Origin of the sequence: Leptospira congkakensis (genome assembly GCF_004770265.1) — a bacterium.
In the GTDB taxonomy this organism is placed as follows: domain Bacteria; phylum Spirochaetota; class Leptospiria; order Leptospirales; family Leptospiraceae; genus Leptospira_A; species Leptospira_A congkakensis.
Genome location: NZ_RQGQ01000014.1, coordinates 84382 through 109792, shown reverse-complemented (window position 1 = coordinate 109792; position 25411 = coordinate 84382). Strand labels below are relative to the sequence as shown.

General features: G+C 37.7%; 25 protein-coding genes. 19 read left to right on the top strand and 6 right to left on the bottom strand.

Annotated elements, in window-relative coordinates; translation table 11 throughout:
- Positions 1-28: 28 nt before the first annotated feature.
- Positions 29-1231, top strand: coding sequence for a hypothetical protein (locus EHQ70_RS09625; RefSeq protein ID WP_135585837.1), 1203 nt, complete (start codon positions 29-31; stop codon positions 1229-1231).
- A gap of 209 nt (positions 1232-1440) precedes the next feature.
- Here EHQ70_RS09625 and EHQ70_RS09620 read toward each other — a convergent pair whose 3' ends face one another.
- Both EHQ70_RS09620 and EHQ70_RS09615 read right to left on the bottom strand, forming a co-directional pair.
- Positions 1441-1830 (bottom strand): DUF302 domain-containing protein, encoded by a 390-nt coding sequence (locus EHQ70_RS09620; RefSeq protein ID WP_135586150.1) that lies wholly within the window; start codon positions 1828-1830, stop codon positions 1441-1443.
- Between the two features lie 84 nt (positions 1831-1914).
- A complete protein-coding gene (locus EHQ70_RS09615) occupies positions 1915-2355 on the bottom strand; it encodes a hypothetical protein (protein WP_135585835.1) in 441 nt (146 codons plus the stop codon).
- Between the two features lie 141 nt (positions 2356-2496).
- Between EHQ70_RS09615 and speE the strand changes: the two genes are divergently transcribed.
- The 11 genes from speE to EHQ70_RS09560 all read left to right on the top strand — a co-directional run bounded on the left by speE (position 2497) and on the right by EHQ70_RS09560 (position 12516).
- A complete protein-coding gene (gene speE, locus EHQ70_RS09610; protein WP_002975754.1) occupies positions 2497-3342 on the top strand; it encodes a polyamine aminopropyltransferase in 846 nt (281 codons plus the stop codon).
- Between the two features lie 6 nt (positions 3343-3348).
- Entirely contained in the window at positions 3349-4602 is a 1254-nt protein-coding gene (locus EHQ70_RS09605) for a hypothetical protein (RefSeq protein WP_135585833.1), read from the top strand.
- On the top strand, positions 4592-5329 hold the full coding sequence (locus tag EHQ70_RS09600) for a hypothetical protein (protein WP_135585831.1): 738 nt from the start codon (positions 4592-4594) through the stop codon (positions 5327-5329). The genes EHQ70_RS09605 and EHQ70_RS09600 overlap by 11 nt, the downstream gene beginning before the upstream one ends.
- Positions 5326-6195, top strand: coding sequence for a hypothetical protein (locus tag EHQ70_RS09595; RefSeq protein ID WP_135585829.1), 870 nt, complete (start codon positions 5326-5328; stop codon positions 6193-6195). Before EHQ70_RS09600 ends, EHQ70_RS09595 begins: the two co-directional genes overlap by 4 nt.
- On the top strand, positions 6192-7019 hold the full coding sequence (pyrF, locus tag EHQ70_RS09590) for an orotidine-5'-phosphate decarboxylase (protein WP_135585827.1): 828 nt from the start codon (positions 6192-6194) through the stop codon (positions 7017-7019). The genes EHQ70_RS09595 and pyrF overlap by 4 nt, the downstream gene beginning before the upstream one ends.
- Before the next feature lie 26 nt (positions 7020-7045).
- Positions 7046-8317: an NAD(P)/FAD-dependent oxidoreductase gene (locus EHQ70_RS09585; RefSeq protein WP_135585825.1), complete on the top strand. Its 1272-nt coding sequence runs from the start codon at positions 7046-7048 to the stop codon at positions 8315-8317.
- Between the two features lie 8 nt (positions 8318-8325).
- A complete protein-coding gene (locus EHQ70_RS09580; protein ID WP_135586148.1) occupies positions 8326-9126 on the top strand; it encodes a DUF1365 domain-containing protein in 801 nt (266 codons plus the stop codon).
- Positions 9083-10396, top strand: a complete 1314-nt coding sequence (locus EHQ70_RS09575; protein WP_135585823.1) for an SAM-dependent methyltransferase — start codon at positions 9083-9085, stop codon at positions 10394-10396. Before EHQ70_RS09580 ends, EHQ70_RS09575 begins: the two co-directional genes overlap by 44 nt.
- Positions 10397-10494: 98 nt before the next feature.
- Entirely contained in the window at positions 10495-10950 is a 456-nt protein-coding gene (locus EHQ70_RS09570; RefSeq protein WP_135585821.1) for an SRPBCC family protein, read from the top strand.
- Positions 10951-11007: 57 nt separating this feature from the next.
- Complete coding sequence (locus EHQ70_RS09565) at positions 11008-11370, top strand: PLU-1-like domain protein (protein ID WP_135585819.1); 363 nt, start codon at positions 11008-11010, stop codon at positions 11368-11370.
- A 132-nt stretch (positions 11371-11502) separates the two neighbouring features.
- Positions 11503-12516 (top strand): DUF1574 domain-containing protein, encoded by a 1014-nt coding sequence (locus EHQ70_RS09560; protein WP_244288285.1) that lies wholly within the window; start codon positions 11503-11505, stop codon positions 12514-12516.
- On the opposite strand, the gene EHQ70_RS09555 is transcribed toward EHQ70_RS09560, so the two are convergent.
- A complete protein-coding gene (locus EHQ70_RS09555) occupies positions 12470-13987 on the bottom strand; it encodes a peptidase MA family protein (RefSeq protein ID WP_244288284.1) in 1518 nt (505 codons plus the stop codon). The genes EHQ70_RS09560 and EHQ70_RS09555 overlap by 47 nt on opposite strands.
- On the opposite strand from EHQ70_RS09555, the gene EHQ70_RS09550 reads away from it, so the two are divergent.
- The 6 genes from EHQ70_RS09550 to EHQ70_RS09525 are packed head-to-tail and all read left to right on the top strand — an operon-like array spanning position 13982 to position 20672.
- Positions 13982-14629 carry a hypothetical protein gene (locus EHQ70_RS09550; protein WP_135585815.1) on the top strand — a complete coding sequence of 216 codons (648 nt, stop codon included), beginning with the start codon at positions 13982-13984 and terminating at the stop codon, positions 14627-14629. The genes EHQ70_RS09555 and EHQ70_RS09550 overlap by 6 nt on opposite strands.
- 34 nt (positions 14630-14663) lie before the next feature.
- Positions 14664-16139: a nucleotidyltransferase family protein gene (locus EHQ70_RS09545; RefSeq protein ID WP_135585813.1), complete on the top strand. Its 1476-nt coding sequence runs from the start codon at positions 14664-14666 to the stop codon at positions 16137-16139.
- On the top strand, positions 16129-17169 hold the full coding sequence (locus tag EHQ70_RS09540; protein ID WP_135585811.1) for an NAD-dependent epimerase/dehydratase family protein: 1041 nt from the start codon (positions 16129-16131) through the stop codon (positions 17167-17169). Before EHQ70_RS09545 ends, EHQ70_RS09540 begins: the two co-directional genes overlap by 11 nt.
- A gap of 1 nt (position 17170) precedes the next feature.
- On the top strand, positions 17171-17893 hold the full coding sequence (locus EHQ70_RS09535; protein WP_135585809.1) for a glycosyltransferase: 723 nt from the start codon (positions 17171-17173) through the stop codon (positions 17891-17893).
- Positions 17866-19434, top strand: coding sequence for a hypothetical protein (locus tag EHQ70_RS09530; protein ID WP_244288283.1), 1569 nt, complete (start codon positions 17866-17868; stop codon positions 19432-19434). Before EHQ70_RS09535 ends, EHQ70_RS09530 begins: the two co-directional genes overlap by 28 nt.
- Positions 19435-19448: 14 nt before the next feature.
- Positions 19449-20672: an AZOBR_p60025 family cell surface glycopolymer formation protein gene (locus tag EHQ70_RS09525; protein WP_135585807.1), complete on the top strand. Its 1224-nt coding sequence runs from the start codon at positions 19449-19451 to the stop codon at positions 20670-20672.
- On the opposite strand, the gene EHQ70_RS09520 is transcribed toward EHQ70_RS09525, so the two are convergent.
- Positions 20669-22144 (bottom strand): PDZ domain-containing protein, encoded by a 1476-nt coding sequence (locus EHQ70_RS09520; RefSeq protein ID WP_135585805.1) that lies wholly within the window; start codon positions 22142-22144, stop codon positions 20669-20671. The genes EHQ70_RS09525 and EHQ70_RS09520 overlap by 4 nt on opposite strands.
- A 4-nt stretch (positions 22145-22148) precedes the next feature.
- Complete coding sequence (locus EHQ70_RS09515; RefSeq protein WP_135585803.1) at positions 22149-23696, bottom strand: S1C family serine protease; 1548 nt, start codon at positions 23694-23696, stop codon at positions 22149-22151.
- A 31-nt stretch (positions 23697-23727) separates the two neighbouring features.
- On the opposite strand from EHQ70_RS09515, the gene EHQ70_RS09510 reads away from it, so the two are divergent.
- On the top strand, positions 23728-24765 hold the full coding sequence (locus EHQ70_RS09510) for an ATP-binding protein (protein WP_135585801.1): 1038 nt from the start codon (positions 23728-23730) through the stop codon (positions 24763-24765).
- 37 nt (positions 24766-24802) lie between these two features.
- Here EHQ70_RS09510 and EHQ70_RS09505 read toward each other — a convergent pair whose 3' ends face one another.
- The gene (locus EHQ70_RS09505; protein WP_135585799.1) at positions 24803-25336 is read right to left on the bottom strand and encodes an adenine phosphoribosyltransferase; all 534 of its coding nucleotides are present in this window, start codon (positions 25334-25336) and stop codon (positions 24803-24805) included.
- Positions 25337-25411: the final 75 nt, after the last annotated feature.

The following is a 25411-nucleotide window of genomic DNA, read 5'->3' as shown; positions in this document are numbered from 1 at the left end:
TCATGATTCGCATAATAGAAGCTAAAGTATGAATTTTGTGATTTTAAACAATGGGATCCAAATCGAAGACGGGGGAGTTTCGATTGCATTTATTGCAATCAAAGTCTTTCTCCTCTTGGTTGGATCTATATTTATTTTATTTGCTCTTCCGAGCCTGATAAAGAAAAAACCGGTGGAAGATCCCAATTTCAACCACCCCTTTATCATGTTTGTGAGTGGGATTTTTTGGTTTACCGTTGGCCTTCTCATACCGCTCGGAACCGAAAAAACTTCTATTTTTTTAGATAGAGTCTCTCGGAAAATAACGATTACCAAAGAATCTACAAACCTCCAAATTCCTTTTTCCGAATTTCAATTTTTCATTGTTCTCCCCGATTCTGCTTTTGTGGAAGAGGAAGAAGATACGAAACCGAAACCTGATTCCGAAACAAAACATATCAGTTTACTCACTTCTTATGGTTTTGAATTAGAACTTGGATCGTTTGAATCAAACAAACAAAATCAAAATGTAAAAGCACTGGTGACTTTACTTGGACTTCCTGTATTGAATTCAATTTCCGAAATTCCCAAGGGGATTGCAGAAAGATCGAAACAAAGGAAATTAGATTTTAATACTCGGGAAAGGAAAATCCAAACAGAATGGGACTGGGTGCCTGTTCCTAGTATTCTTTATCTTTTAGGTTCTGCGATTGTATTTCTGTATGGGGTTTGTTTGGTGTATTATTTTTTAAGGTTAGCACCGGCAAAAAAATTCCCTTCGTTCACACAAATTCTTTGGGGTGTGGTGTTTATATTTTTCTCAGGTTTTATCCTTTATATCACTATTATCTATGGATGGGGGAGGAACAGAGTTTCTATTGGCAAGGAAAGATTGGATCGGGAGTTTTCTGTTTTTGGTTATCCGCTCAGTGTTCAATCAGTTCCAAAAAAATCTTTTGGAAGTTTGTATCTAAGCTATCCTTTGGGAAAAGATGACCAATGTATTTTGTATCTTGTCCTTCAATCCGAAAAATTTGAAAACCAGTGGGTTAGAATTTATGAAACCAAATGGGAAAATATGTATCGGTTTGACGAACCCAATTTGTTTTTTAAGATGAAAGTTTGTGACCTAACACTAACAAAACGATTGCAACTGATGAAAGACATCCATGAGTTTTCGTTAACAGAAGGTAATGACAGAAATTTTTTCCCTTCAGAAAGCAAGAAGGAGAAAACACCAAACTCATACTAGGGTTTTGTGGATAGAATCCAATTTTTCTAAAAGCGCCACCGATTACACCGGAAATCCTTTCTGGTGGAAGTGTCCTTTTTGATATAACAAATCTTTCCAGAAAGATTGGAGTGGAAAGCGGGATCGCCTAATGGATACATGCGAGTAGGGAGTTCCATTGGCGAGGCGCCCGAATTGACTTTCCAAAAATCTAAATTATTAAATCAAATTCATTCGTGTAGGTGGTGGATGACCTGAATTAATTTTTCTTGTACTTCTTTTGCTATTTTTTCCAACTCTGGATTTTGGACTAATTTTGTCATAGTCATAGGATCAAAAATAGAAACTTTGGTTTCGCCATTTTTTTCTTCGGTTACCACAACATTGCAGGGGAGTAACAATCCTATATCATCGGTTGTTTGGAGGGCTTTGTGCGCAAAACCTGGGTTACATGCTCCGAGGATGGTGTAACGTTTGAAATCGACTCCGATTTTTTCTTTGAGGGTGTTTTTGACGTCGATAGTGGTCAGAACCCCGAACCCTTCCTTTTTTAAGGCTTCGGTAGTGTCGGTAATGGTGGCTTCAAAACTTTTTTTTCTGTGAACAGTGAGTCCTAACATAAATCCTCCGCAAGGTGCATACCCCATAGGGTATGGCTCGCAAAAGGAACTGGCAAGAGAATTTTGGTTAGTTCAGAAAAAAGATCATTCTTTTTTGGGGAGTTTTTGCATCTCTTCCACGCTGGGAAGCTGCGTTGACATATGACGGATTTCCCCAGAAGAATTGAGTAGAAAGTATTGGGGAATGGGATCTGTTTTTAAGGAACCAAATCGGTCATCCAAAATCAGTGTTTGGAATTCTTGGTCCCGAGGAGTGTAGTTGAGTAAAACATAAGCGCCAAGGTCTGGTTTTCCTTCTCCGCATTCCAATCCTTGTAACATCTCACAACGTGATTTGGTGACGGCAAGGAGGATGAGTTTTCCCTCACGAGAAGCTTGTCCAAAAGCAAACGATTTGTTATGACCCCAATGGATTTCTTCACTTGCCATCTCGTTGATTTTGATATAACCAAAAACGAGTAATAAAATGAAAAGTGGCATGGATAAAAAACCAAGCAGGTAAAAAACGCGGGAATATTTCTGCATACAAGGCAATGGAACCGAAACACCCAGTTCCCGCCAAGTTGAATTTTTAATTGCTTACAAACAAAGAAACATTAAAAAAAACTACACCTTCTTATTCCTATATCAAATCTGGTTTAAAGAGAGAAACCTTAGGAGAAATCAATGGAGATTTGGTATACCGAAAAATTGGAATTAGAAAAAGGCCGCGCTGTGAGTTACCGGGTAACAAAAACAATCGAAAGCCTACAATCTCCGTTCCAAAAAATCGATATTTTTGAAACACAATCCTTTGGACGAATGTTTACACTTGACGGTGTAACAATGGTTACCAATAAAGATGAACATTCTTATCATGAAATGATTGCACATATTCCAATGATGAGCCATCCTAACCCAGAATCAGTTTTGGTGATCGGTGGGGGAGACGGGGGAACTGTTCGTGAAGTTTTAAAACACCCCTCTGTCAAAGAAGTTGTGTTATGCGAGATTGACAAAGCAGTTGTAGATATTAGTTATAAATATTTTCCTGAATGTGCGGATGCTATGAAAGATCCAAAAGTGATCCATTATTATGATGACGGTGCTAAATTTGCGCGAGACAACAAAGGTCGTTTTGATGTGATCCTCGTGGATTCAAGTGATCCTGTTGGTCCTGCGGAAGTTTTATTTAAGGAACCATTTTTCAGAGATATGGCAAGTGCATTAAAACCTACAGGAATCATTGCGACACAAGCAGAATCTTTTTGGTATCATGGCGATGTGATTTCCTCACTTTTTGATTTTATCCCGAAAATTTTTCCTGAGTATGGTTACTATTACACGACGATTCCTACTTATCCTTCTGGAATCATTGGATTTACTTTTTTATCGAATGCGATTGATCCATATTCGGTAACACCAGATCCGAAACGTGTTCCTAAAGGACTCAAATACTATAGTCCAGAAATTCACAAGGCTGCTTTTGTACTTCCCGAATTTGCAAAAGCTTATATCAAAAGAAAAGGTTAAAACTTTGTGAAACGGATTTCTGTTCTCTACTTCTTTGTTTTAGTTTCTTTGGCCTTAAGACCTGATCTTCTTTTGGCTAGGGAAACGAAAGCCACAAAATTGGAATTAGAGGCGGAATCCTATGAGGAACGTGGGTTCCCTAAAAAAGCAGCTGAACTTCGCACTAAAATCAAAGGACTTCGCGAAAACCAGTTTCGCAAAAAAAACCACGAACCCGATTATCCCATCACTTCGAATCTCCCTGCTACCAATAATGGATCCTTAGAATTCAATCAAGGAACTTGGGAAATTGGATTCAGGCTTATGGGGCAGGGTGGTTTTTTCACTTCTGGAAACGATTGGGCAAACGATGATGGACGAGTAACATTTCAAGCAGGAACTCCGTATTTTCCTCGTTCGGCGATGGGTTATCAGAATATCCGATCCCTTCCTTTTACTTATGATATAGAAAAACAAAAGGGATCCAGTTCCTTTTCCCCGAAAGTGGCATACAAACACAAATCTGCAAAATGGGGATTGGAATATGTTTATTTCCAATTTCAGACTTCAAATGATTATCTTTCTTATGGATTTATTGGTGGAGCACAGTCTGCCTACCATTCCGATCGGCTAAATAGCGCTGAACATAAATTAGTTGTTAAGATTTACGAAGAGTATTCAAAGGATTTTGGATATAGTTGGGATTTTGGAATTCGAACAGGAGCTTTTCAAACCAATTCTGTTTTTTCCTCACAATCATTGGGACAAACTGGTATTATGCGAGATACCATGCAATACATAGCACCGAGTGCTGGATTTCGGTTTTATCATAGGGTTCAGGATGATTTTTCTTATGATATAGGAGGGGATATGTTTGTGACTCCTCTAGGTAGACTGAATTATCGAAGGGATATCATGACTGGAAACGGAGGTCTTTCTCGATTTGCAGAATCCCAAGTGTCGAGAGGAGAAGCGTATTCTTTATTTTCAGAAAAACCACTCCAGACATCAGTTGTAGGAATCGATATTTTGGCCCAGGCCAATTGGCAACCTCTCACACATCATAAATTTCAAATAGGAATTCAAGCAATCCAATACATTTGGAGAGCGAATGAATCTTCTGCACCAGGGATTCGGTCGTTGAATGAGGAGTCCTTTCTTTCAGGGGTTCGGGATTATTATTTAAGTTCTGCATTCTATGAAGCAGATGGAACAGACAAACGTTCTTCTCGGATTTACGCCATTTCGAATATTTTCATTGGGTATACTTATGTTTTTTAAACTAAGGTTTCATTTTATCATTATTGTTTTCGTTTCGTTTTTTGTATCTAGTTGTGGGATTTCCCTTCGAGTGTATAGGCCCTTTCCCAAAGAATCTCCCTTTGAATTTGTCAAAAAAATGGATCATATTGAAATCAAAGTCAAAGAGGAAAACCGAATGAAAATGGGGGTTTATGATGGGTATTTTGCCAATCCAGAAGGACTCCCCAATGAATACGGTCCTTTGTCCTATTTGATTCGTAAGGAACTTTCCATTCGAGGGAATCGGTTTCCTTTGTTACTTGGTCGTGGTGGTAAAATTTTTGTCGATGAATACCAGTTAGTTTCTCTCGACAGATGTTCTAAAAATTTAACTTTTGTGCGGATGAAAGCGCGAATCCAAATCCAAGGCCAATCCGAAGAAGAGTTTTCTTATTATGATGAAATTGATTCTCGAGTGACCAATTGTTATTTAACAGGGAGTATTCTTTTCGTTGTTCCTTTGATTTGGTACGTTCCTTATAATGGATTTCGTGGGAATCGGGAAGATCAATTGAACCAATTGGGAAGAAATTCTTTAACAGAATTTTTTACTCGTTTGGAAACTCTTTCCGGGTATAACGAAAGTTCTCCTGCAGATCCAACTCTGGAACCTGAACCACCGGCACCAACCATCAAACAAAAACAAACGCCCACAAAACAAGAACCAGTTGACCCTAAACTCAAGGAAATCATGGAAAGTTTATGAAGTTTTTTTCCTTTGTTTTATTTCTTGGACTTGGGTTTGGTATCACCAACTGTTATTCATTGGAAAAACCATATAACTATGGAAATCCATATCTCCCTAGTCCTGAATTTACAGAAGATGATCCACAATTTGAAGAAGGGGAACCAGTTTGGATTTTAGACCAAACTGGAAATTGGATTTTTTCGCTTCCTTCCAAACTCGTACTTTGGAATCTAAAAGCAGACAACCATCATATTTCTAAAGAAACAAAAGAGTATTTGATTCGTTATATCAAAGAAAACAATTTACGAGATGTTAAAGTCCGTTTCAATCAATATGCCCCGCTTTCGGAATGGAAACGCCTGCCCAAAAATAAAAATATCAATCCTGTGGTTCGTTATTTTTTTGGATCCATATCTTTAATCGCATATACTTTCCTTCCAGGGCGGTTACTCGCAGGAACTGTTGGTGGAGACCATTACAATTCATTTACCAACACCATTAATGTTTATTCTGATTTACCTCCTGTAGTCATCCATGAAGGAGGCCATGCAAAAGATTTTGCACAAAGAGAAAAAAGAACTCTTTATGCAGCAGTTTATGCACTACCTGTGATTGGAGCTTTGTATCATGAAGCAAGAGCTTCGGATGACGCTCTCAATTATTTTGCAGAAAAATATGACAGAGAACAATTGGAATCCTCTTATGAGTTACTCACACCAGCTTACTCTACTTATGTGGGAGGAGCGATTGGAGATGTAGTGGCCAATCCTATCACTGCCGTCACAGTGATTCCCGGTCATATTTATGGTCGTTATAAAAAACGAGATATTGACTTGGAATTAGAAAAACGAAAACAAAAGATCCAATTTAAGGAACCCAAGTGAATTCCAAATCCAACTTCATTCAAAAATTCGATTCGCGTAGAGATACCTTAAAATCTTTACTTTGTATTGGTCTAGATCCCGAATTAGAAAAATTACCAAAGGTAAGTTTGGATTCAAAAGCTCCGCTAGTTCATTTTACTGAAACCATCATTCGATACACACACACCTACGCAGCGGCTTGGAAACCCAATGTTGCTTTTTTTGAAAGGTTGGGGGCAGAGGGTTATTTTGCTTTAGAACATATGGTTCGGTTGATGAGGGAAGTTTCTCCGGAAGTTCCGGTTGTGATGGATGCCAAACGCGGTGACCTTGCCAATACTTCCAAAGAATATGCTAAGTATTTTTTTCAAACCTTGGGAGTGGATGCCCTCACAGTCAATCCCTATATGGGTCGAGATAGTCTAGTTCCGTATTTGGATCTTGGTGGTTATATTTTTGTACTGGGGCTTACATCAAATCCTAGTTCAAAGGATTTTCAAAAACAAAAACTTACGGGAAAAGATCTTTATTTGTATGAAGAGGTGAGTGACCAAATGGCAAGGCTTGGGGAAGAGTATCCAAACCAAGTGGGACTTGTCGTTGGGGGAACCCATCCATCAGAGATCCAGTCCTTACGTGCCCGTCATCCCGAATTGTGTTTTCTCATCCCAGGATTCGGAGCCCAAGGGGGAGACCTAGAATCCATCATCCAAGCCTCTGGAAATCGTTCTCTCATCAATTCTTCGCGGGGAATCACTCTTAGTTCTTTGGAAGAAAATTTCGGACAAACTGCACAAAAGAAAGCAGAAGAAGTCCACCAACAAATGAACCAACTCTTTCTCTAACGGTCTAATGACCGAAAGGGAAACAAGTGAAAGAAAAATTAGCCATCGTTGGTACAGGAATTGCCGGCCTCGGTTCCGCATACTTTTTAAAAAATGATTTTGATTTAACCATCTTTGACAGTGCTGATTATATCGGTGGTCATACCAATACAGTGATGGTAGAGGAAGATGGGATACATATTCCTATCGATACTGGTTTTATTGTATTCAATCATGTAACCTATCCAAACTTACTTAGACTTTTCCAAACATTAAATGTTCCGACTAAAAAATCGGATATGTCCTTTAGTGTACAACATGATCCCACCAAATTAGAGTTTTGCGGATCTGGACTCTCAGGGTTGTTTGCTCAGAAAAAAAATCTTTTCCGACCTCGGTATTTGAAGATGTTACTCGAGATTGACCGGTTTAACAAAACAGCTCCTAAAATTTTGGACGATCCCAAATATGATACTTGGAATTTGGGTCAGTACATGGAGGTGTTTCGGTATGGAAAAGACATCTTAAATTATTATTTAATCCCCATGAGTTCGGCGGTTTGGTCCACACCTCCTGATTTGATGTTGGAATTTCCAGCTAAGTCACTCATTCGTTTCTTTTACAATCATGGATTTTTGGGGCTGAATACCCAACACCAATGGTATACGGTTGATGGCGGGTCTCATGAATATGCCAAAAGAATTATCCCACCGATCAAAGATAAATTTCGACTCAACACTCCAGTCAAACAAGTAAACCGTACGAATAATGGTAAGGTAGAACTTGTGTTTGGTGAAGGGAAAAAGGAAATCTTTGATAAGGTAGTACTTGCCACACATGGCCATATTTCTGCGAAATTACTAGGAAATCCTACAAAATTAGAGAATGAACTCCTCCCTCTTTACAAATACCAACACAACACAGCCACCTTACATACGGATGCGAGTGATATGCCAAAAGTATCCTCTTGTTGGTCGAGTTGGAATTATAAGATTGTAGAAGGAGAAAACGGAAAACAAAATCCTTATACGATTTATTGGATGAATCGTTTGCAAAATGTTTCTAAAAAACAAAATTATTTTGTGACCATCAACGATCCTGACCGAGTGGCCAAGGACAAAATCATTCAGAAAATTGATTATGAACACCCACTTTTTTCTGTGGAGGCCGCTCTTGGGCAAAACCGTTTGTTTGAACTCAATCAAAATGGGCCTATCTATTATGCAGGTGCTTACTTTCGGTATGGATTTCATGAAGATGGATTTTTATCAGCGGTGAATGTTTCCCGTGACATTCTGAAAAGGGATCCATGGACTTAAAATCTTGTATGTACGAGGCGGACGTGTTTCATACACGGACGGCTCCGAAACCAAACAAATTCCAATACCGGATTTTTAATTTTTATTTGGATCTTTTGGAAATAGACCAGTTGTCCCACAAGAGTTTTTGGTTTTCACGCAATCGTTTCAATCTGTTTTCTTTTTATGATAAGGATCATATCCAATTTGAAAAAGGAACAGTTTATGAAAACGTTAAGTCTTTTCTCGAAGCCTCTGGGGTGAAGGATATTGGAAAGATATTTCTACTCACGAACCTTCGTGTTCTTGGTTATGTGTTCAACCCTGTGAGTTTTTATTTTTGTTATGACAAATTAGGACAACCACTTGTATCGATTGCAGAAGTGGGGAATACTTTCGGTGAAATCAAACCCTATGTGGGTTATTTCAAAAAAGCCAAGGGAACCATTGCGGATCCAGAAGTTTATATCAGAGAACCAAAGAACTTTTATGTCTCACCTTTTATCAGTTTGGATTCTGAATTTGAATTCCGATTGAACATTCCCGGTGATCAATTGCAGATTGGTGTCGACTCTTTCGAAAATGGAAAACGAATTTTAACCACTTCCTTTCTTGGAAAAAAAATTCCATTCCAATCAAAATACTTATTAAAACTTTTTACCCAATTTCCATTCATCACCGTCAAAATAATAACATTGATTCATTGGCAAGCCTTCAAACTTTGGATCAAAAAAATTCCATACATTTCGAAACACCAAAACTTAGAGAAACAAACAGGAGTTCCCCTTGGAAAAATCACAGAACCAGTCCCTCTTACAAGACACGATTGATTCAAAACTTTTTACCGAATTAAAGAACAAGTCTACCATAGAACAATTTCCGATTTTCAGGAAGATATTTTTTAAAGCCATGAGTTCCATGAAACGAGGATCACTTCGAATGATCCTCCCAGATGGAGAACAAATTACTTTAGGGGATCCTAATGCCAATGTAGATTCAAAGTTTCATTCGGCTCTTATCCATGTAAAAAATCCTGTTTTCTTCAAGAAATCAGTGTTACACGGTGATATTGGATTTTCCGAATCTTATTTAACGGGAGATTGGGAAACAGATTCCATTGAAAATGTAATTTCTTGGTTTATATTGAATGTGGAGGAAAGTCCCAGTCTATCTGGTGCTAAGAAAAAACTTTTCCACTTAGATTTATTCAACTTAGGTAATAAATTTTTACATTTTTTAAGGAAAAACACTCTTACAGGAAGTAAAAAGAATATTGTAGAACATTATGATTTAGGAAACAAATTTTATAAACTGTTTCTCGATCCATCTATGACTTATAGTTCTGCTTATTTTGAATCTTTGGAAGATAGTTTGGAAAAAGCCCAAACAAAAAAAGTGGATAAACTTTGCCAAAAATTAAAATTAAATTCAAACGATCATCTTTTAGAGATTGGAAGTGGTTGGGGATTTTTATCCATCCATGCAGCTAAAAATTATGGATGCCGTGTGACTACTGTTACACTTTCCGAAGAACAGTATAATTTTGCCAAAGAAAGAATTCAAAAAGAAGGTCTCTCTGACAAAATCGAAATTCGCATTCAAGATTATCGAAAGATAGAAGGACAATTTACTAAAATTGTTTCTGTGGAAATGTTGGAAGCGGTAGGGGATGCATTTTACGAAACCTTCTTTCAAAAATGCCAGGATTTACTCACAAGAGATGGGATTATGGCCTTACAAGTCATCACCTGTCCTGATTCTAGGTTTACCTCTTTTAAAAATGGAATCGATTTCATTCAGAAACATATTTTCCCCGGTTCTCTTTTGCCTTCGATTGGTCGAATGAACCAAGCCATAGGTCGTACAGGGGATATGTATTTATTCCATTTGGAAGATTTAGGTCTTAGTTATGCGAAGACTCTTCGTCTTTGGTTAAAGGCTTTTGAAGAAAATTTGACAGAGGTAAGAAACCAAGGATATAGCGAAACTTTTATCAGGAAGTGGAGATATTATTTAGCATATTGTGCGGCTGCCTTCCAGATGCGAAACATCAGCGTGGTTCAGTCTGTGTATGTTAGGCCAAACAATCTAAATCTTTAAATTCGTACTAAACCTGACTACTGGTAGGGAATCCCTCCAGTAGTTCCCCTCCAAAAAACATCTTGCCAAAGGAAACCCTAGTTCTTACTACTCTGTCTATGAGAGAAACCCAGTCCGTATTTACCTTTGACGAACCAATAGAACGATTGTGGTCGGGTGTTACCGTCTACGAAGTGTTAGTACATTGGTTGGCAGATGAGGTAAGAGGTCGGCCAAAGGTTGGTGGCGATTTTTCGTGGACTTGGAAATTGGGATTGGAAGGTGATTTCACCACTCATGGAATTTATAAAAAGATCGAACCATTAAAAGAATTAATTATGGAATGGAAAGATCATCCTGCAGATCCCTCAGGAGCAATTTATTTACAATTATTATTTGAATCAAAAGGTCCCAATTCGTCTCAGCTAACAATAATTAATGGGGGATTCCCGGATGGAGATGCTTCGGATGTATGGCTTGACGGTGCCAAAGAGGCATGGGATGGACAAGCATTACATCTAAAAGACTTTCTAAAACAAAATCCTGACATCACCAAATTTTTTAAAAAGGCTTGATCTCTAGACCCTTTCCAAAATCCTGGTAAAAGTAGGGTTGTTAAGGAGGGTTGGAAGATGGAATATCCCGAATTGGAAATCTATTTCCAAAAATTAACTGATGTAACAGACCGTATTGCTATGATGAATAATCATTTTGATGCGACACCTGAGATCGACATACCACAGTTAGCTGATTTTTCCGCTGACATTCAGTCAAAGGACTGGGAGAATACGGATAGAGAGTATTACGAACTTTTTACTAGTTATTTTACCTTCCATGTGAAAACTGTGGAAGAAATTATCCAAGAAGCTCGTGAGATTCTGAACCCAGAAAATCGAGAATATGTAAAAAAATTAGTAAGCCATGTCAGAAACGCTGATGACTGGTTCGTAAATCTAAAAAAGAAACGTAAACTCGCTCGCATCCAAGTCGCTTAAAGTATTTTCTCCCTCGATCGAAACCTCGGGGGAGTCACCTCAATTCGCTTTACAATTTAATCCATTTCCTTTCTCCTTTCAGATATGTCCAAGGCACGGTTCTTATTTTACCCGGTTATCCTGTTACTATTTTTGTTTGTTGTTGATTCGATATTTCGAATCCCATATATCCAAACAATCACAAAGATTGATTTAACGGCAGTTAACTATAAGGCCAAATCGGACTTTTTAGAAAAACTGATCTCTGAAAAACCAGGAGTCAATTCTCCCAAAACCAAAAAAATCATGTTAATTTTGGGTTCTTCGCGCCTCCTTTATTTTGATCATGATGAGTTGGTTTCTTTTTATCCAGATTGGGATATATACAATCTCTCTTCAGCAGTGACAACACCTGCGTATTACGACTTCCAACTCACAAAAATTTTGAACGCAGGTATCAAACCAGATTTGGTCATTATGGAAACAGATCCAAATCAGTTTAACCAAAACTCTGTATTCAAAAGTTCTAATCTCACTTATAGTTTTGATTTGTCTTATGTTTTGTCTAACTTGAGTTTATTTGGAAAAGACCATGTGTCTTTTTATTTAGGCCGCAAACTCTTCGCAGTGGGAACTTACAAACCTTATATTGATCAAATGTGGAAAAATTACAAAAATCCATATTTGGATAATGCGATCGGTATGCACAAGGCAACTTATGATTATATATTAACTCATAATGGGAATGGACTTTCTCCCATAGACAACTATATGGAAAAGGATTCTAATTCCTTACAAATGACAAGTCATAGAACATTGGATTGGTTATTCGCCTCTTATGTACGTAGTCCTATGCAGTTTGGTTTTTATGAAAAAATTTTAGACCGGTTGCAGACAGAAAAGATAAAAACTGTTATTATTTGGCCACTTTCTTCACCAGATTTTGAATCACTTATGGAAAAAGAGGACCTAGTAAAAACCTGGGAAAAAGAAATTGATACTCTAACTGCCAGTAAAAACTTTTCAATTTTAAAATTGAAAAACGATCCATCATATACCTGTAATGCGTTCGCTGACGGAGGCCACGTAGCAAAGGACTGTTATCGTAGTTTGATGCGTTCTATTCTATTGGAATACTTTCGAAAGTACGAACGTCATCATCTGTAAACTCTATCCCGCAAATGGGTATAGGCCCAGTAGATGATTCTATTATGGATTTGAGGGAACGAGGTTTTTTCGGAATGGTAATGCCACCTTCGTTTGTTTGTACGTATTTGACATTTGTGCTGAGCCCTGTAGGAGAATCCGCCCAAAAAAAGATTCCTTTGCTTGGTGCTGTAGTGACTCTTCCGTAATTCTTTCTGGAAGTTCCAGCTGTAATTGTTGGTGTTCCTGAATTATAAAAGTTAGATGATCCTTGTTTGATCGTACCTCGCGCTGTGATTGGTGTGACGGGATAGATTGTACCAATACGTGCAAGAGTCGTTGGTAAAGGATATCTAACAAGTGCACCAGATAAATTGATTGTTGTGGGGGAAGCCCCGTCACTTGTTACCTGTTCTACGTTTGTTAGATTAGCGATCTGAAAACTTTGGGCACTGAGTAAAGTAAAGGTTCTAAAGAATACATCAGAATTTGTGGAACCAAGTAGGCTTGCGTCAAAATTGGGAGCATAAGTGGTATTTCTAAATATATTGATTAAATTCCCTGTGGTGTTTGCCCTTGTCCCCGATTCTCCAACCACTGTTTCTTTGATGAAGTTTTGTCTTTGGGTCTCGTTTGTTCCTGAGATATCATAGAGATATCGCATAAATACATAAGCAAAAGAATATTGTTTTAAAACATCATTATTACTATTGTCCCAATCCAGAAGTGAAATCCCGTTAATCCCATCGGAACAGCGCGAATCGTTCACACCTGAATAACAATCCATTCGGCTTGTTTGTGGACCGTAACCCGCAATATCACTTGCAACTTCACTTGTTCCTTCGTTAATCCAAAGTTCGTCGGTTTGGTTGGCGGCTCGCATTCTTGGGTATCTGAGTAAATGTTGGAACTCATGTGCTGCCGTGGAGGCAAAAGCATTGGCATCATATGTAAGTGAATTTATTAGTTCTTTTCCATCTAAATACAAAACTTCCGCATAGTTGGAACGAATTCTGGAAAAGAAAAGGTCGGGGAAAAAATTAGTTGGGTCAAAATAACCTGCCACATAGGCACTGTTAGTTGTTGCGCCGTCCCGAATGTCCATAACTAAAATTTTGACTTTACCATCACCATCTACGTCGCTTGGAGTGCCAAAAGTGGAAACTAACTTCGGATATGTGATGGTGTCAAAGTCACGACCAAATTTTTTTAAATCAAAATTGAGTGATAAAGATCTTTCTTTGTAAACATTCACATAAGTGCCTGAACTAACCAATTCGACGGCAACACAAACACTGGAATTGGTAATTAGGTCCCTGGCCCAAATGCCTGAGCCGGATCCATCCGTACAACTAGATCCAAAAATGGAGTAGGCTCCGAGTAACAACAAAAGATCGTCATTTTTTTCTTTTTCTGGATTTAGGAGATTGCAATCAGATGTGAATGATGTTACGAAAAGAAGAGAAAAAAGGATCAGTCGTTTTAAATGCATAAATTTCTAATAGTGGGTCTTTTTTCCCTGACATTCTTTTGGACGAGTCCAAACTTCGCAAAAGAGGTGGATGGCCTATATTTTTCCGACCAATTGGCTACGGAGAATGGCTATCTATTATTAGGAATAGAGATTTTCACGGAAAAGGGAAAGTCTTTTTATAATGCCCAAGAACTCAGATACCAAAAATCACGTGGGTGGGAAGAGGTTCTATTTGTCGGAAAAGTAGCAACCGATGGGAAAGAACGGATCCTTGTCCCAGAGGCCTGTCAAATTCGCGCCACGGAAACCTGGGGCAAAAAAATGGCTCTCCTACGAAGGTTTGATTGTGATCATCTCGAATTTCGATTGGTCCAGGACTCGTCGGGTCAGTTTCTCCTTTCGGAGTCCTTACTGGGAACTTTAAAATCAATATCTCTACCCAATGTTCTCACACATAGCGTCGGAACTCCGGTGGCGGTCCAATTTGAGGCAATGCAGATGACTCCAGAGGGTATTTGGGGTTTCCATTTGAATGGGCTTGGGGGAAAAGATCCAGAAAAGACCTGGAATCCTTCTAAGCGCGTTTGGGAGCCCTTCCAAGGCTACAAAACCGGCTCCGGTTTCCAATTCTACCGATGGAAACGATCCTTTTCTAATTGACCCAGGGGTTCGTTTCAGAGACTTTCCTTTTACATTGAAAAAGATCAGAATTGGGGTCATTGCGGCTGCCGGAAAAGGAACCCGAGCATATCCCCGAACCAGCTTCATTCCAAAACCTCTCTTCGTCATCGAAGGAAAGTCCATCCTCCACCGCAATGTGGAACTTATGGTCAAAACCTTTGGAATTGAGAAAGTTTATGTACTGGTTGGTCACCTCAAAGAACAAATCATTGGCGAGATTGATCATATCCGTTTGGCGATTCCTAAGGTAGTGATCGAACCTGTGGATTGGACAAAAAAAGGTTTGGCCTCTGATGTGGCGAGCCTTGAAAAAACTATTCATGAACCTTTTCTTACCATTCTTGGTGATGAATTTTATTACCGCACAGATCACGATCAGTTTTTAAAAGTTTTAAAAAAACATCCGAATATGGCCGCCTCCATTGGGATTGTAAAAACTTCCTTACTTTCAAGGATTCGAAAAAACTATTCCGTTGTATTAGAAAATGATAAAATAGTCAACTTGGTTGAAAAACCAGAAAATCCTCCCAATGAACTTTTGGGACTAGGAAGTTACTTTTTCACACCAGAATATTTTGAATTTTTTAAAAACACACCTCCTTCGGCAAAGTCAGGTGTTATCGAAATCACAGATGTGATTGATAAAATGGCAAAAGAGTCCAAAGGCGGAGTGTATGCTACCACTCTCAGTTGTGAATACTTCAATATCAATTCTATGCAGGATTATTATCATGCAGTGTATGAAGTAAGAAATGACCTGTTTCATAAATTCAAAACAAGCCTTGTTATCCCAACTAACAATAATGAACGATCTATCACTGATGTGATTGTTGACTTCAAAGACAAATTTAACGAAATCATTGTCATCGATAACGAATCCACTGACGAAACTTTAGCTCTCAGTAAAAAAGAAAAAGTTAAAACTTACACTTTCCCAGGGGATGGTGACCCTACAAGACTTGGGGAACAAGTGAGAAGGGGAATCGAATACGCAACGGGAGATATCATTGTTGTTGTTTCTCCAGATGGATCTTTCCGTTCGAAAGATTTTCCAAAACTTCTCGAGTATATGAAAGATTCGGATATGGTGATTGGTACTCGCACCACAAGACAGATGATCGAACAAGGATCGAATCTCAAACCACTCTATCGTTTGGTAAATTTACTGATGGGAAAATTGGTTGAGGTGTTTTGGTGGGGCCAAGAGCCACGATTTACCGATGTGGATTGTCAATTTTTTTCTGTTTGGCGAGAGTCATACGAACGAGTAAAACCACAACTAGTGATCCAAGATCGAAAGTTCATTGTGGAGCTTATGATTGATATTGTTAGATCTCATATGCGTTGTATTGAAATTCCTATCTCTTACTTTAAACCAGTAGGACAAGTGGAATACCGATTACGTGATATGATTTCAGATTCAATTTATATACTGAAATTAATTTTATCTAAAAAGTTTTACCTAGGAGAAAATCGCGATGGCGAATAAAGTATTGGTAACAGGCGGATGTGGATTTTTAGGATCCCATGTTTGTGAATTATTTCGTAAAGAAGGTTGGGATGTTGTTAGTTTTGACAACATGACAAAATATGAATTAAAACGAACTGGTTATGGATCTGATGCCACTCGTGATTATAACTGGAATTATTTAAAATCAATTGGTGTCACTATGGTGAAAGGTGACATTCGAAATTTGGAACATTTGATGGATCGTTCGGCAGATTGTGATTATATCATCCACACAGCAGCACAACCTGCGATGACTATCTCTTGGGAAGACCCAGAGTTAGATTTTTCAACAAATGTGATTGGGACTTTCAACGTAATGGAAGCGGCTCGCAAACATAAAATCCCTGTTGTGAATACTTCTTCCATCCATGTTTATGGAAACTCAATTAACGATAGTTTGACGGAAGGAAAAACTTCTTACGAAAGAAACCCTGTTGAAATTTCTGTAGAACAACCAACAATGGTGGGGCAAATTTCTCCTCTACACGCTTCCAAGATGAGTGCGGAACACTATGTAAGATCTTATACGGATATGTATGGCGTAAAAGCCGCAAGTTTTCGTTTTACAGGTATTTATGGTGAACGTCAGTTTGGTGGTGAAGATCATGGTTGGGTAGCAAACTTTGCAATCCGTTCTGTGTTTGGACTTCCACTTCGAATATTTGGAACCGGAAAACAAACTAGAGATATTTTGCATGCTGAAGATGGTGCAAAATCATATTTAGAATTTTTTAAAAATCCTATTCCTGGTGTATACAATATCGGTGGTGCAAGCCCACATAAAATTTCTCTTTTAGAATGTATCCACCTCATTGGTGAAATTCTTGGTAAAAAACAAGAAATCCTTTTTGAAGTAGAAAGACCAGGTGACATGCGTTATTTTATTTGCGATATTAAAGAAGCAAAAAAATTCGGCTTTAATCCTAAAATCCTACCAAAAGAAGGTGTGACAAGACTTCTTAAGTGGATTGAAACAAACAAAGACGTATTCAATATCTCTGGAAAGTAATATGTCTGGAAAAACTTTAGTCATCATCCCTGCATACAATGAAGCCGAAACCATTGAAGAAGTGGTTCGGGGTGCAATTGTATATGCAGATGTTTCCGTAACGGATGATGCTAGTAAAGATTCTACACCGACCATTTTGGCCAAATTACAAAAAGAATTTGGCCAAAGGCTCCATGTCATCCGCCACGAAAAAAATACACATATTCCTAAGGGAATCCAAGATGGAATGAAGTATGCTGTGGAAAAAGGATATGAATGGGTTATTACAATGGATGCTGGCTTATCGCATGACGCCGGTTACCTGAAGGAATTCCAATCTTTTCCGAATTGTGACTTGGTGATCGGCTCTAGAACTTCTACGGTAAATGTACCACTTTACCGCAAATTCATCTCCTGGCTTGCTGCCAAGGTTATGAATTATTGTTTATCCAAAGGGATTTTGAATCTTTTTGGAGCTGGTCTGCGCGACTGCACAAGTGGTTATAGACGGTATTCCAAACCAATGTTTCAGAAAATAGCATCGTATCCATTAGAATCGGTAGCCTTTGATTTTCATATGGAAGCATTGTCTATTGTTGCAAGAAATGATGGTTCTATCAAAGAATTGCCAATTCGTTATATCTTTTCAAATAGTAGTTTCAATAAGAAAGTATTGAAACTTGCCATTAGTTTTGCAAAAAAACTTTTGTTACGAAAATGGAAACTGATCCCTCAACATCCTTAAATCAATCTCGTTTCGGACTGAAATGGAAGGTGTTTGTGATCACCTGCATTTTGTTCGGCGGGATTTTGTTTTTGGATCGACTCATCTTCTCAGAACTCTATTTTTTATTCCCCAATGAAACAGAATGGGATTCCTCTCCTTGGTATAACTTTATTGATAAAACCAAAGAATTACAATCATCCGAAGACAAACACCGGACGATCATCACGGGAAGTTCCGTTGCTTTGTATTCTGTTTTACCAGATGAACTGAATAAAAAGGAAAATCCAAAAACCAAATATTCTTTTTTTTCCCATGTGGCGATGGCGCCAACGGATCTTGATTATTATAAAGAAGATCTTTTGTTTTCTAACCCGAACTTAGTAGTTTATTTGCTTAACTTTGCAGATATGCAGTGGGAATACTTAGAACCAAAAAATAATGAGTTTTACTTCAATGAAGATAAATGGGTAACGGAATTTGGTGAAAGATACCCTGCTAAAACGATTTACCCAATGGCTTTTTTAAAGGATCATTGGTCCGAGTTACCTAGAAAAACAATATCCAAACTTGCCGGCAAATCATTGTTTTATGTGAGTCGATTCCGAGTATTTTTTTGGGATCCTATCGAAGTCTACGTTGACAATCACTTCAGAAGTGGCAGAAAGTATCACCTCTACCAAGGTGAGAAACCAATAGAAGGTATTTGGTCCAAAGGTTGGACAAAAGAAACTGCGACTTTGGTTTGTTCTGATAAAAAACAAAAAGAGTCCATATTCTTTCAAAAACCAAACACAAAAATTAGATTCCGTTTTTATGCGGATCAGAATTCATTTATAAATCAAAAAACAATTTTGGACATTGAAAAAACTTTCGAACGTTCTGGCTGGAATGATTTAGAATGGGATACTTTGATTCAACCTTCAGCAGAATGGTCTTTGGTCCAAATTCAAATTCTTTCTGAGTTATCTTCTGCAAAAGAAGTTAACCTTATCCGTTATGGTCGAGACGAGGCAGTAGGGGTTCGATTGTCTCATTTTTTCTGTAAAACACCAAAATTAGATAATCGTTCTTATTCTCGTGGTAGTTATTGGGATGACACTCGTTTGGTCACGATGAGTGTTTCTGATTTTAAAGAAGATTATTTTGAACGTATGATTAGGGATGCAGGAACAAGGAATGAACTTTGGAGATTACATTCTGTTCGAGAAGCTAAAAAAAATGTAAATTCCAAAACCTTTGCACCATGGTGGGAATTCAATCGTATCCTTAGTATTTCTGATTATTTTTACAAACACAAGATCCCTTTTGTATTGGTTCTAAGCCCTGAAAATCCAATTGAATTTGAACTCTATAAAAATTCACAATGGAGAAAGGATTGGATATCCAACTTAAGATCCCATTTAGAATCAAGAGGCCAAACACTAATTGACCATACGGAAGTGGTTACAGAGGTTCGTTATTTTTTTGATCCACACCATCTAACCTATGAAGGCGCTAATTTTTATAATTCTATTTTTTCTAAATCACTAGAATCTCAAATTTCAAAATTTAATCCTTAATGGGAGTGAACCCAATGTTCCTAAATCGTATCTACCCCATCTTTTTATATTTTAATTCGAAACAATGGGCCAGTATTTTATTATTTTTTTTGGTCTGGGGAGTTTCCACTTTAGGATATTGGAAAAAATATGAATGGAATCCGAGTTCCATGGTAAACTTTGGGTATGAGTTCGCATTACAAAACCAGGCGGAAACACCGGAAAAAGCTGTTTTGTTTAAAGGTGAAAAAGGTGATTTGGGAGCTGGTTACGATGGCCAGATTTTTTATTATTTTTCAAGGCCACTTTCTGAATTTAATTTGAATTGGCCAAAGGGATTTGATGAATCTTACCGCGCACCGCGAATCGGCTATCCTTTGTTAATTGCTCTTTTTGGTTTTTTTGGGAAATCAACTGCAATTTTTGGAATGTATTTTTGGAACATCGTCCTTACTTTAGTTTCTTATTTTTATTTGCGTAAATTATTAAATGAAGAAACTAAACCTTATGCCATTCTTTATCTATTAAGTCCATTTGCATTGGGAAGTTACTATGTTCTTGTGAGTGATACCGTAATGGTGTCCATTCTGATCATTGCCTATTACTATTATGTGAACAAAAAATATATCCCTTTTATTTTGTTTTCCAGTTTGGCTATACTCACTAAAGAGCCAGCTTTGTTTTTATTATTTCCTTTGGGACTTGCTGCCGTTTTCAAAAGGGATCTGAAACGAATTTTAGTAGTGGGATCTGTCCTCATCATTCCTATCTGTTGGCATTTGTATTTGGCATATCGTTTCCCCAACTGGAGACCAGGTCGACTTACTGATTTTATTTTACCATTGGAAGGCCTGATTTCTTATATGGAATCTATTTGGAGATCTCTTGCTTCTGGAACCAACTGGAAAGACTTAGCTAGGTTGTTTTCTCGCTTTCCACTTGTTGTTTTATTCTTTTTGGGATTGTTTTTGCCTTTTACTGGTCAGATAAAAAAGGGTTGGGAGTTTCGGATTTCTTTTTTATTAATTATGTTTATGGTGGGAACTGCAGGGTATTACCATTTCTGGTCGGTTTATGAAAACGTATCCAGAATGTTTACTCTTTCTATTCCTGTTTTATTGTTATTACTCAACGAAGACAAAACCATCCGCAAACAAGAGTATATACTATTAACTTTGTTCATTCTGGTTTTGTTTCTTGTGAAGGTATTACTCATTTCAAAACAATTAGGATACCAAATAGGATTTGTTGGATTCTAAAAATTAGAATCCTTTTGAATTTGGAAACTTTGTTTTGCTTCGGCATTGAGGGTTTGGATTTCTTCTTTTCTGAAGATGAGTTCAAATCCATCTGACATCACAAAATGAATGTAAGGTGAGTCAGAATTTTTCACCAATTCCTGCAAATGGTTTAAAGACTGAACTTGGATTCCATTCACAGTTTTTAGAATCATTTGGTGAGCGGAGTGATAAGCTTTATTCCCTGAAAGTGGTAAAACTTGTGATAAAAACACCACTTTCCCTTCATTAACATTTCTTTTGATTCGATAAAAATCGTTCAGATAAAGAAGTTCTTTGTTAACACGGTTTCTCCACTGGTTTCCATGTTCTGTTAGATACATTTCCGAAAGTTCCTGAAAAACAATACCAGCTAACATTAAATATCGGGGTGTTTCGGATCTAGAATTTCCATAAGGAATGCGAATGGCGGATTCGGGTAGAGGTTTTGAATCCATTTCTAAAGAAACTGGTTTTTTATTTCGAAAAACCTTTATTTTGATTTTTTTCCCCACTTGTGAATCTAAATCATTGGTATTATGAAAGAGATAAGATAAATTCAGCTTTCCAAACTTGGGATGGTCAAAATATCCTTTGGGATCAATTTTGTAATTGGAAACTTCTAGCAACACATCTTCCAATTGTAAAATTCCCTCAGCAGAAGATCCGGGATAAATTTCTGCCACTAACACTCCTAAGTCGTCTTTTTTCAGCCCATAGTAGTTTCTTGTCGCCGTGTCGGTTAAGGGTTTGAATCGAAACCCTTTGAATGGAAACGTTTTTCCTTCGATAAAATGTTTGATAGAAAAGGAAGGAATGACTCGACCTGTATTGTTTTCTTTGAATTGATACAAAATTCCTTGCGGGATTCTGGCAGTGGAGTCTACAATCAGTTCACCAACGCCATCTAGTTTTTCTTCGGATTGGATTTCAATAAAGGGAAGTTCCACATAACCACTAGAATACGAATCCATATCCAAACGAATCATCCTAATTTTTTTTTCTTCCAAATTCCTTTGGTCTTTGCTTTCCATCACAAGACCTGTTCCTGGCAAAAATAATTCGTTTGGAAAAATAACGGCCTTTAAATCTTTCGAAGCATTTGGATCATTCAACTTTAGGATGGCAAGACCTAAATCAGGATCCAAACGTTCCAACTCAGCAGTATATAACTTTAATGCATCTGGTTTTTTGATTTCAATACTTGTGTAAAAATAGATTGCTTGGGCAGGAACAAGAATTCGATTTTCTCCAATATAAATCCCAGTGGAATGACGGACTTCGGGATTTTTAAAACGCCATGGTTGTAGAAAATTTGGATATTGGACTGTGGCTTTGATTTGAAGGATAGAAGAATCCGTCATCCCTACAGGAACCGATTTTCCAAATAAGGAACCGGTTAAAAATAGGAAAAGTATACAGATATAACGATTGTTTTGATTCAAATGAAACATAATTTTAATTTTCCGTTAGGTGGTAGGTTTTTTTGATTTCAAGGTCAGCACGTTCTGACTCTTCTCTGTCTAAGATCATTGGTAATTGAATTCCATAAAATTGAATTCTTATGGTTTTTTCTTTGGTAGACCCAAGAAGTTCTTTTAGATGAGATAAATTTTTTACCTTTGTACCATTCAAAGATTCCACTACCATATTCAAATAAAAATCAGAATTAGAATTGTTTGGGTGAGGTAGCTTACGATACAAGACTACATCCTCTGATTGTCCATCCGATAGTGTGGTGGCATCATAAAATCGATACACAAGAAGGCTTCCTCCTTGTGTATGTCCGTTTTTGCTCCAAGATTCGAGGAGGTCTCTATTGACTGTTTGGAATACAAGACCACCAAACACAAGATAATCGTAATTGATTCCGTACCTTGACCGTTGATTTTCCATCTGAGGCATTTTTTTAGCCGGAAATTTTACACTTATTCTCTTTTTGTTTCGAATGAGATCGAATTGTATTTCTTCACCAGCGAATTTATTGTCTACTAGTTCTAAAAAATCAACGGAATTAGATTCTAATAAGTTTCCATTCCTACCAATTTTTCGACCGTCTATGGCTGTTAGGTAGTCGCCTGGTTTTAAATATCCATCTGCAGAACCTGCTTTGATTACTTTCGTGACAAAAACTCCTTCGACAGAGGATGGAATTTCATAGAACTTTCTATGGGATTCAGAATAGGATGGTTGCGTTTGGATTCCTAATTCAACATAACCATGGTAAGTTCCGTCTTCGATATCCTTTAAAAAATGTTGGATCACCCCTGTGGGAATAATGTAACCAATATTTTCTCCTTTAGTAGAGGCTTGAAAAGCAACACCAACTACCTTCCCATTTTGGAGTGCAGGTCCACCAGAGTTGCCTGGATTGATGGCGGCATCTACTTGGACAACTAAATGACTATCAATTTGGGAATGTGCATACGTTGATTGTTCAATTCGAGATACAATTCCTCGGCTAACAGAAATTTTGCTTCCACCGATGGGGTAACCGATGATATCGACAGGGCTTGCTAGTTCTGGTAAATTTCCAAGTTCTAAAAAATTGCTGTCTTTATAAAACTCCGGATCGGATACCTCAAGAAGCGCCAAATCACAATCATGTGCAACGAATAAAACTTTTAACTCATACCATTCGGTTTGGTTGTTCCGTTGGGCTTCCATAAATTTTGCATTGGAAACAACATGGGCATTGGTGAGGATACGGTTTTGAGAGATCAAAAAACCAGAACCAGTTGAGGCAGAAATCCCGGAGGAGATCCAGGGAGAGAAGGGGTCTTTGGCTTGTGAAAACACTCGGATTTGGACTACAGATTTCTTGATTTCGTCGATGGATTGTCTGTTTTCTTGCGTGTAAACTGGGCTTAAGAATAAACTCGTAAAAAATAAAATAGTACTGGCAAAGTGAAATGGGGAGAGGAAAATTTTTTTTTGTTTTTGCATGAGTTTGTTTGAATCCATCATATTCGGAGTTACGGCCTTTTTTTCATTAATTGCGGGAATTGTTTCATTTAGAAAGAATCCTCGGACAAGAATGAAAACCAGTTTTTCTATCCTAGCGGCTTTTTTCTGTATCGGAGATTTGACAATACTTTCTGATAGTTTGTTCTTAGAAAATCAAATCTTAAACCAAGCTCACTCCATCTCCACATATTTAGTTTTTTTATCCTTTGTTTTGTTGTTTTTTGGATTGCAGTTCCCGACTTTCTTTCGTAATTTCCCACGACTCGTTGTCATTTGTTCCTTTGTTTTGGGTATGGGAATTATGTTGTTATTTGTGGATTTGGGATTACTCAATGAGGTGTACCCGCAAGCAAGTCTTATATTACTGAAGTATTATTATAACACTTACTTTGTGTTAGCCGTTATAACTTTTTCATATTTAGTCATAGCCAAACTCAGGTATAATTTTCCTGCCATCCAAAGATTTATGGAATTTATTTATTTGGCCACTTTTCTCACTTGTGGATTTTTTATTTTCCTTTGTTTTTTCCCAGGCACCATTCCATTAACAACAAAGTATTTTTTGCATTTTTTTCTATTTGTGAATCTACTGTTTCTCTCTTGTTTTGTGGTATTTTTATTCCATTACTCTTTTACAGAAGATTACCTAACTCATCCGTTTTCGTTTTTATTTGAAAGATCGGCAAAAATTTTTGAAGATCAAATTCCAGCAACAAGATCCAATTCGCGTCTGATCAAAGAAAATCTTTGGGGATTGTATGAGAAAAGAAATTGGCGAACGGTTATGGATAGTTTTTGGTTTCAGATTCTTGTGGATGAAACTCTGGATAATGCCTTAGAACATGGTGGTAAAAGAGAAGAAGATATCATTACCGTTCATGTCTTCGAATCGCGTAAGTACATTGATGTGTATGTGATTGATAGTGGAAAAGGTTTTAATCCGAGGCTCATCCCAAGTCCTATCGAATCGGATAGAAAGTTAGTCACAAGCGGACGTGGAATTCATATTTTAAAAAAATTGTTTGTGGTTCGGTGGAATTTTCTCGGAAACGAAGTAAGTATCCGAGTGGATAAAACAAAGAGTTCTGATTGGAAATCCGTAACCTAACAGAACTCTCTTTTGAAACTAAAAAACGATTTTTAGTTTAGTGTCCTTCAAATTCACAAATAGAAAATACGTCGATTCCATAAGTATCTTTGATTCGTTTCGCTCCACCTAAATCTGGTAAGTTGATGATTGTAGAACATTCATGAACCACACCTTTTAAGTTTTGTACAAGTTTGATCGAAGCTTCTAAAGTTCCACCAGTGGCGATCAAATCGTCCATAATCAAAACTCGTTCGCCAGGACTAATTGCATCTGTATGGATTTCCACATGGTCCACCCCGTATTCCAAAGCATAAGATTCAGAAATAGTGGTCCCTGGTAGTTTGCCTTTTTTACGGATCGGAACAAATCCAATACCGAGTTGGAAGGCGAGAGCAGCTCCAGGGATAAACCCTCTGGCATCAATGGCAGCAATTTTATTCAATTTAGCATTTTGGTATCGTTCTACAAACATTCCAATGGTGAGTTGGAATCCTTCTGGATCGATGAGAAGGGAAGTAATATCGCGAAATAGAATCCCCGGTTTCGGGTAATCGGGAATGGTACGAATCTTAGATTTAACAATGGACATAATAGGATAAAACCAAGGAAGACTAAGTCATTGCAATAAAAAAAGGCCGACTATCAGTCGACCTTTCTACTTTGT

Coding starts and splice junctions, on each gene's coding strand:
- EHQ70_RS09625 (WP_135585837.1), top strand. CDS start 29: ATGAATTTTGTGATTTTAAACAATGGGATCCAAATCGAAGACGGGGGA.
- EHQ70_RS09620 (WP_135586150.1), bottom strand. CDS start 1,830: ATGTTAGGACTCACTGTTCACAGAAAAAAAAGTTTTGAAGCCACCATT.
- EHQ70_RS09615 (WP_135585835.1), bottom strand. CDS start 2,355: ATGCAGAAATATTCCCGCGTTTTTTACCTGCTTGGTTTTTTATCCATG.
- speE (WP_002975754.1), top strand. CDS start 2,497: ATGGAGATTTGGTATACCGAAAAATTGGAATTAGAAAAAGGCCGCGCT.
- EHQ70_RS09600 (WP_135585831.1), top strand. CDS start 4,592: ATGTTTTTTAAACTAAGGTTTCATTTTATCATTATTGTTTTCGTTTCG.
- EHQ70_RS09595 (WP_135585829.1), top strand. CDS start 5,326: ATGAAGTTTTTTTCCTTTGTTTTATTTCTTGGACTTGGGTTTGGTATC.
- EHQ70_RS09580 (WP_135586148.1), top strand. CDS start 8,326: ATGTACGAGGCGGACGTGTTTCATACACGGACGGCTCCGAAACCAAAC.
- EHQ70_RS09570 (WP_135585821.1), top strand. CDS start 10,495: ATGAGAGAAACCCAGTCCGTATTTACCTTTGACGAACCAATAGAACGA.
- EHQ70_RS09565 (WP_135585819.1), top strand. CDS start 11,008: ATGGAATATCCCGAATTGGAAATCTATTTCCAAAAATTAACTGATGTA.
- EHQ70_RS09550 (WP_135585815.1), top strand. CDS start 13,982: ATGCATAAATTTCTAATAGTGGGTCTTTTTTCCCTGACATTCTTTTGG.
- EHQ70_RS09555 (WP_244288284.1), bottom strand. CDS start 13,987: ATGCATTTAAAACGACTGATCCTTTTTTCTCTTCTTTTCGTAACATCA.
- EHQ70_RS09540 (WP_135585811.1), top strand. CDS start 16,129: ATGGCGAATAAAGTATTGGTAACAGGCGGATGTGGATTTTTAGGATCC.
- EHQ70_RS09535 (WP_135585809.1), top strand. CDS start 17,171: ATGTCTGGAAAAACTTTAGTCATCATCCCTGCATACAATGAAGCCGAA.
- EHQ70_RS09530 (WP_244288283.1), top strand. CDS start 17,866: ATGGAAACTGATCCCTCAACATCCTTAAATCAATCTCGTTTCGGACTG.
- EHQ70_RS09525 (WP_135585807.1), top strand. CDS start 19,449: ATGTTCCTAAATCGTATCTACCCCATCTTTTTATATTTTAATTCGAAA.
- EHQ70_RS09520 (WP_135585805.1), bottom strand. CDS start 22,144: ATGTTTCATTTGAATCAAAACAATCGTTATATCTGTATACTTTTCCTA.
- EHQ70_RS09510 (WP_135585801.1), top strand. CDS start 23,728: ATGAAAACCAGTTTTTCTATCCTAGCGGCTTTTTTCTGTATCGGAGAT.
- EHQ70_RS09505 (WP_135585799.1), bottom strand. CDS start 25,336: ATGTCCATTGTTAAATCTAAGATTCGTACCATTCCCGATTACCCGAAA.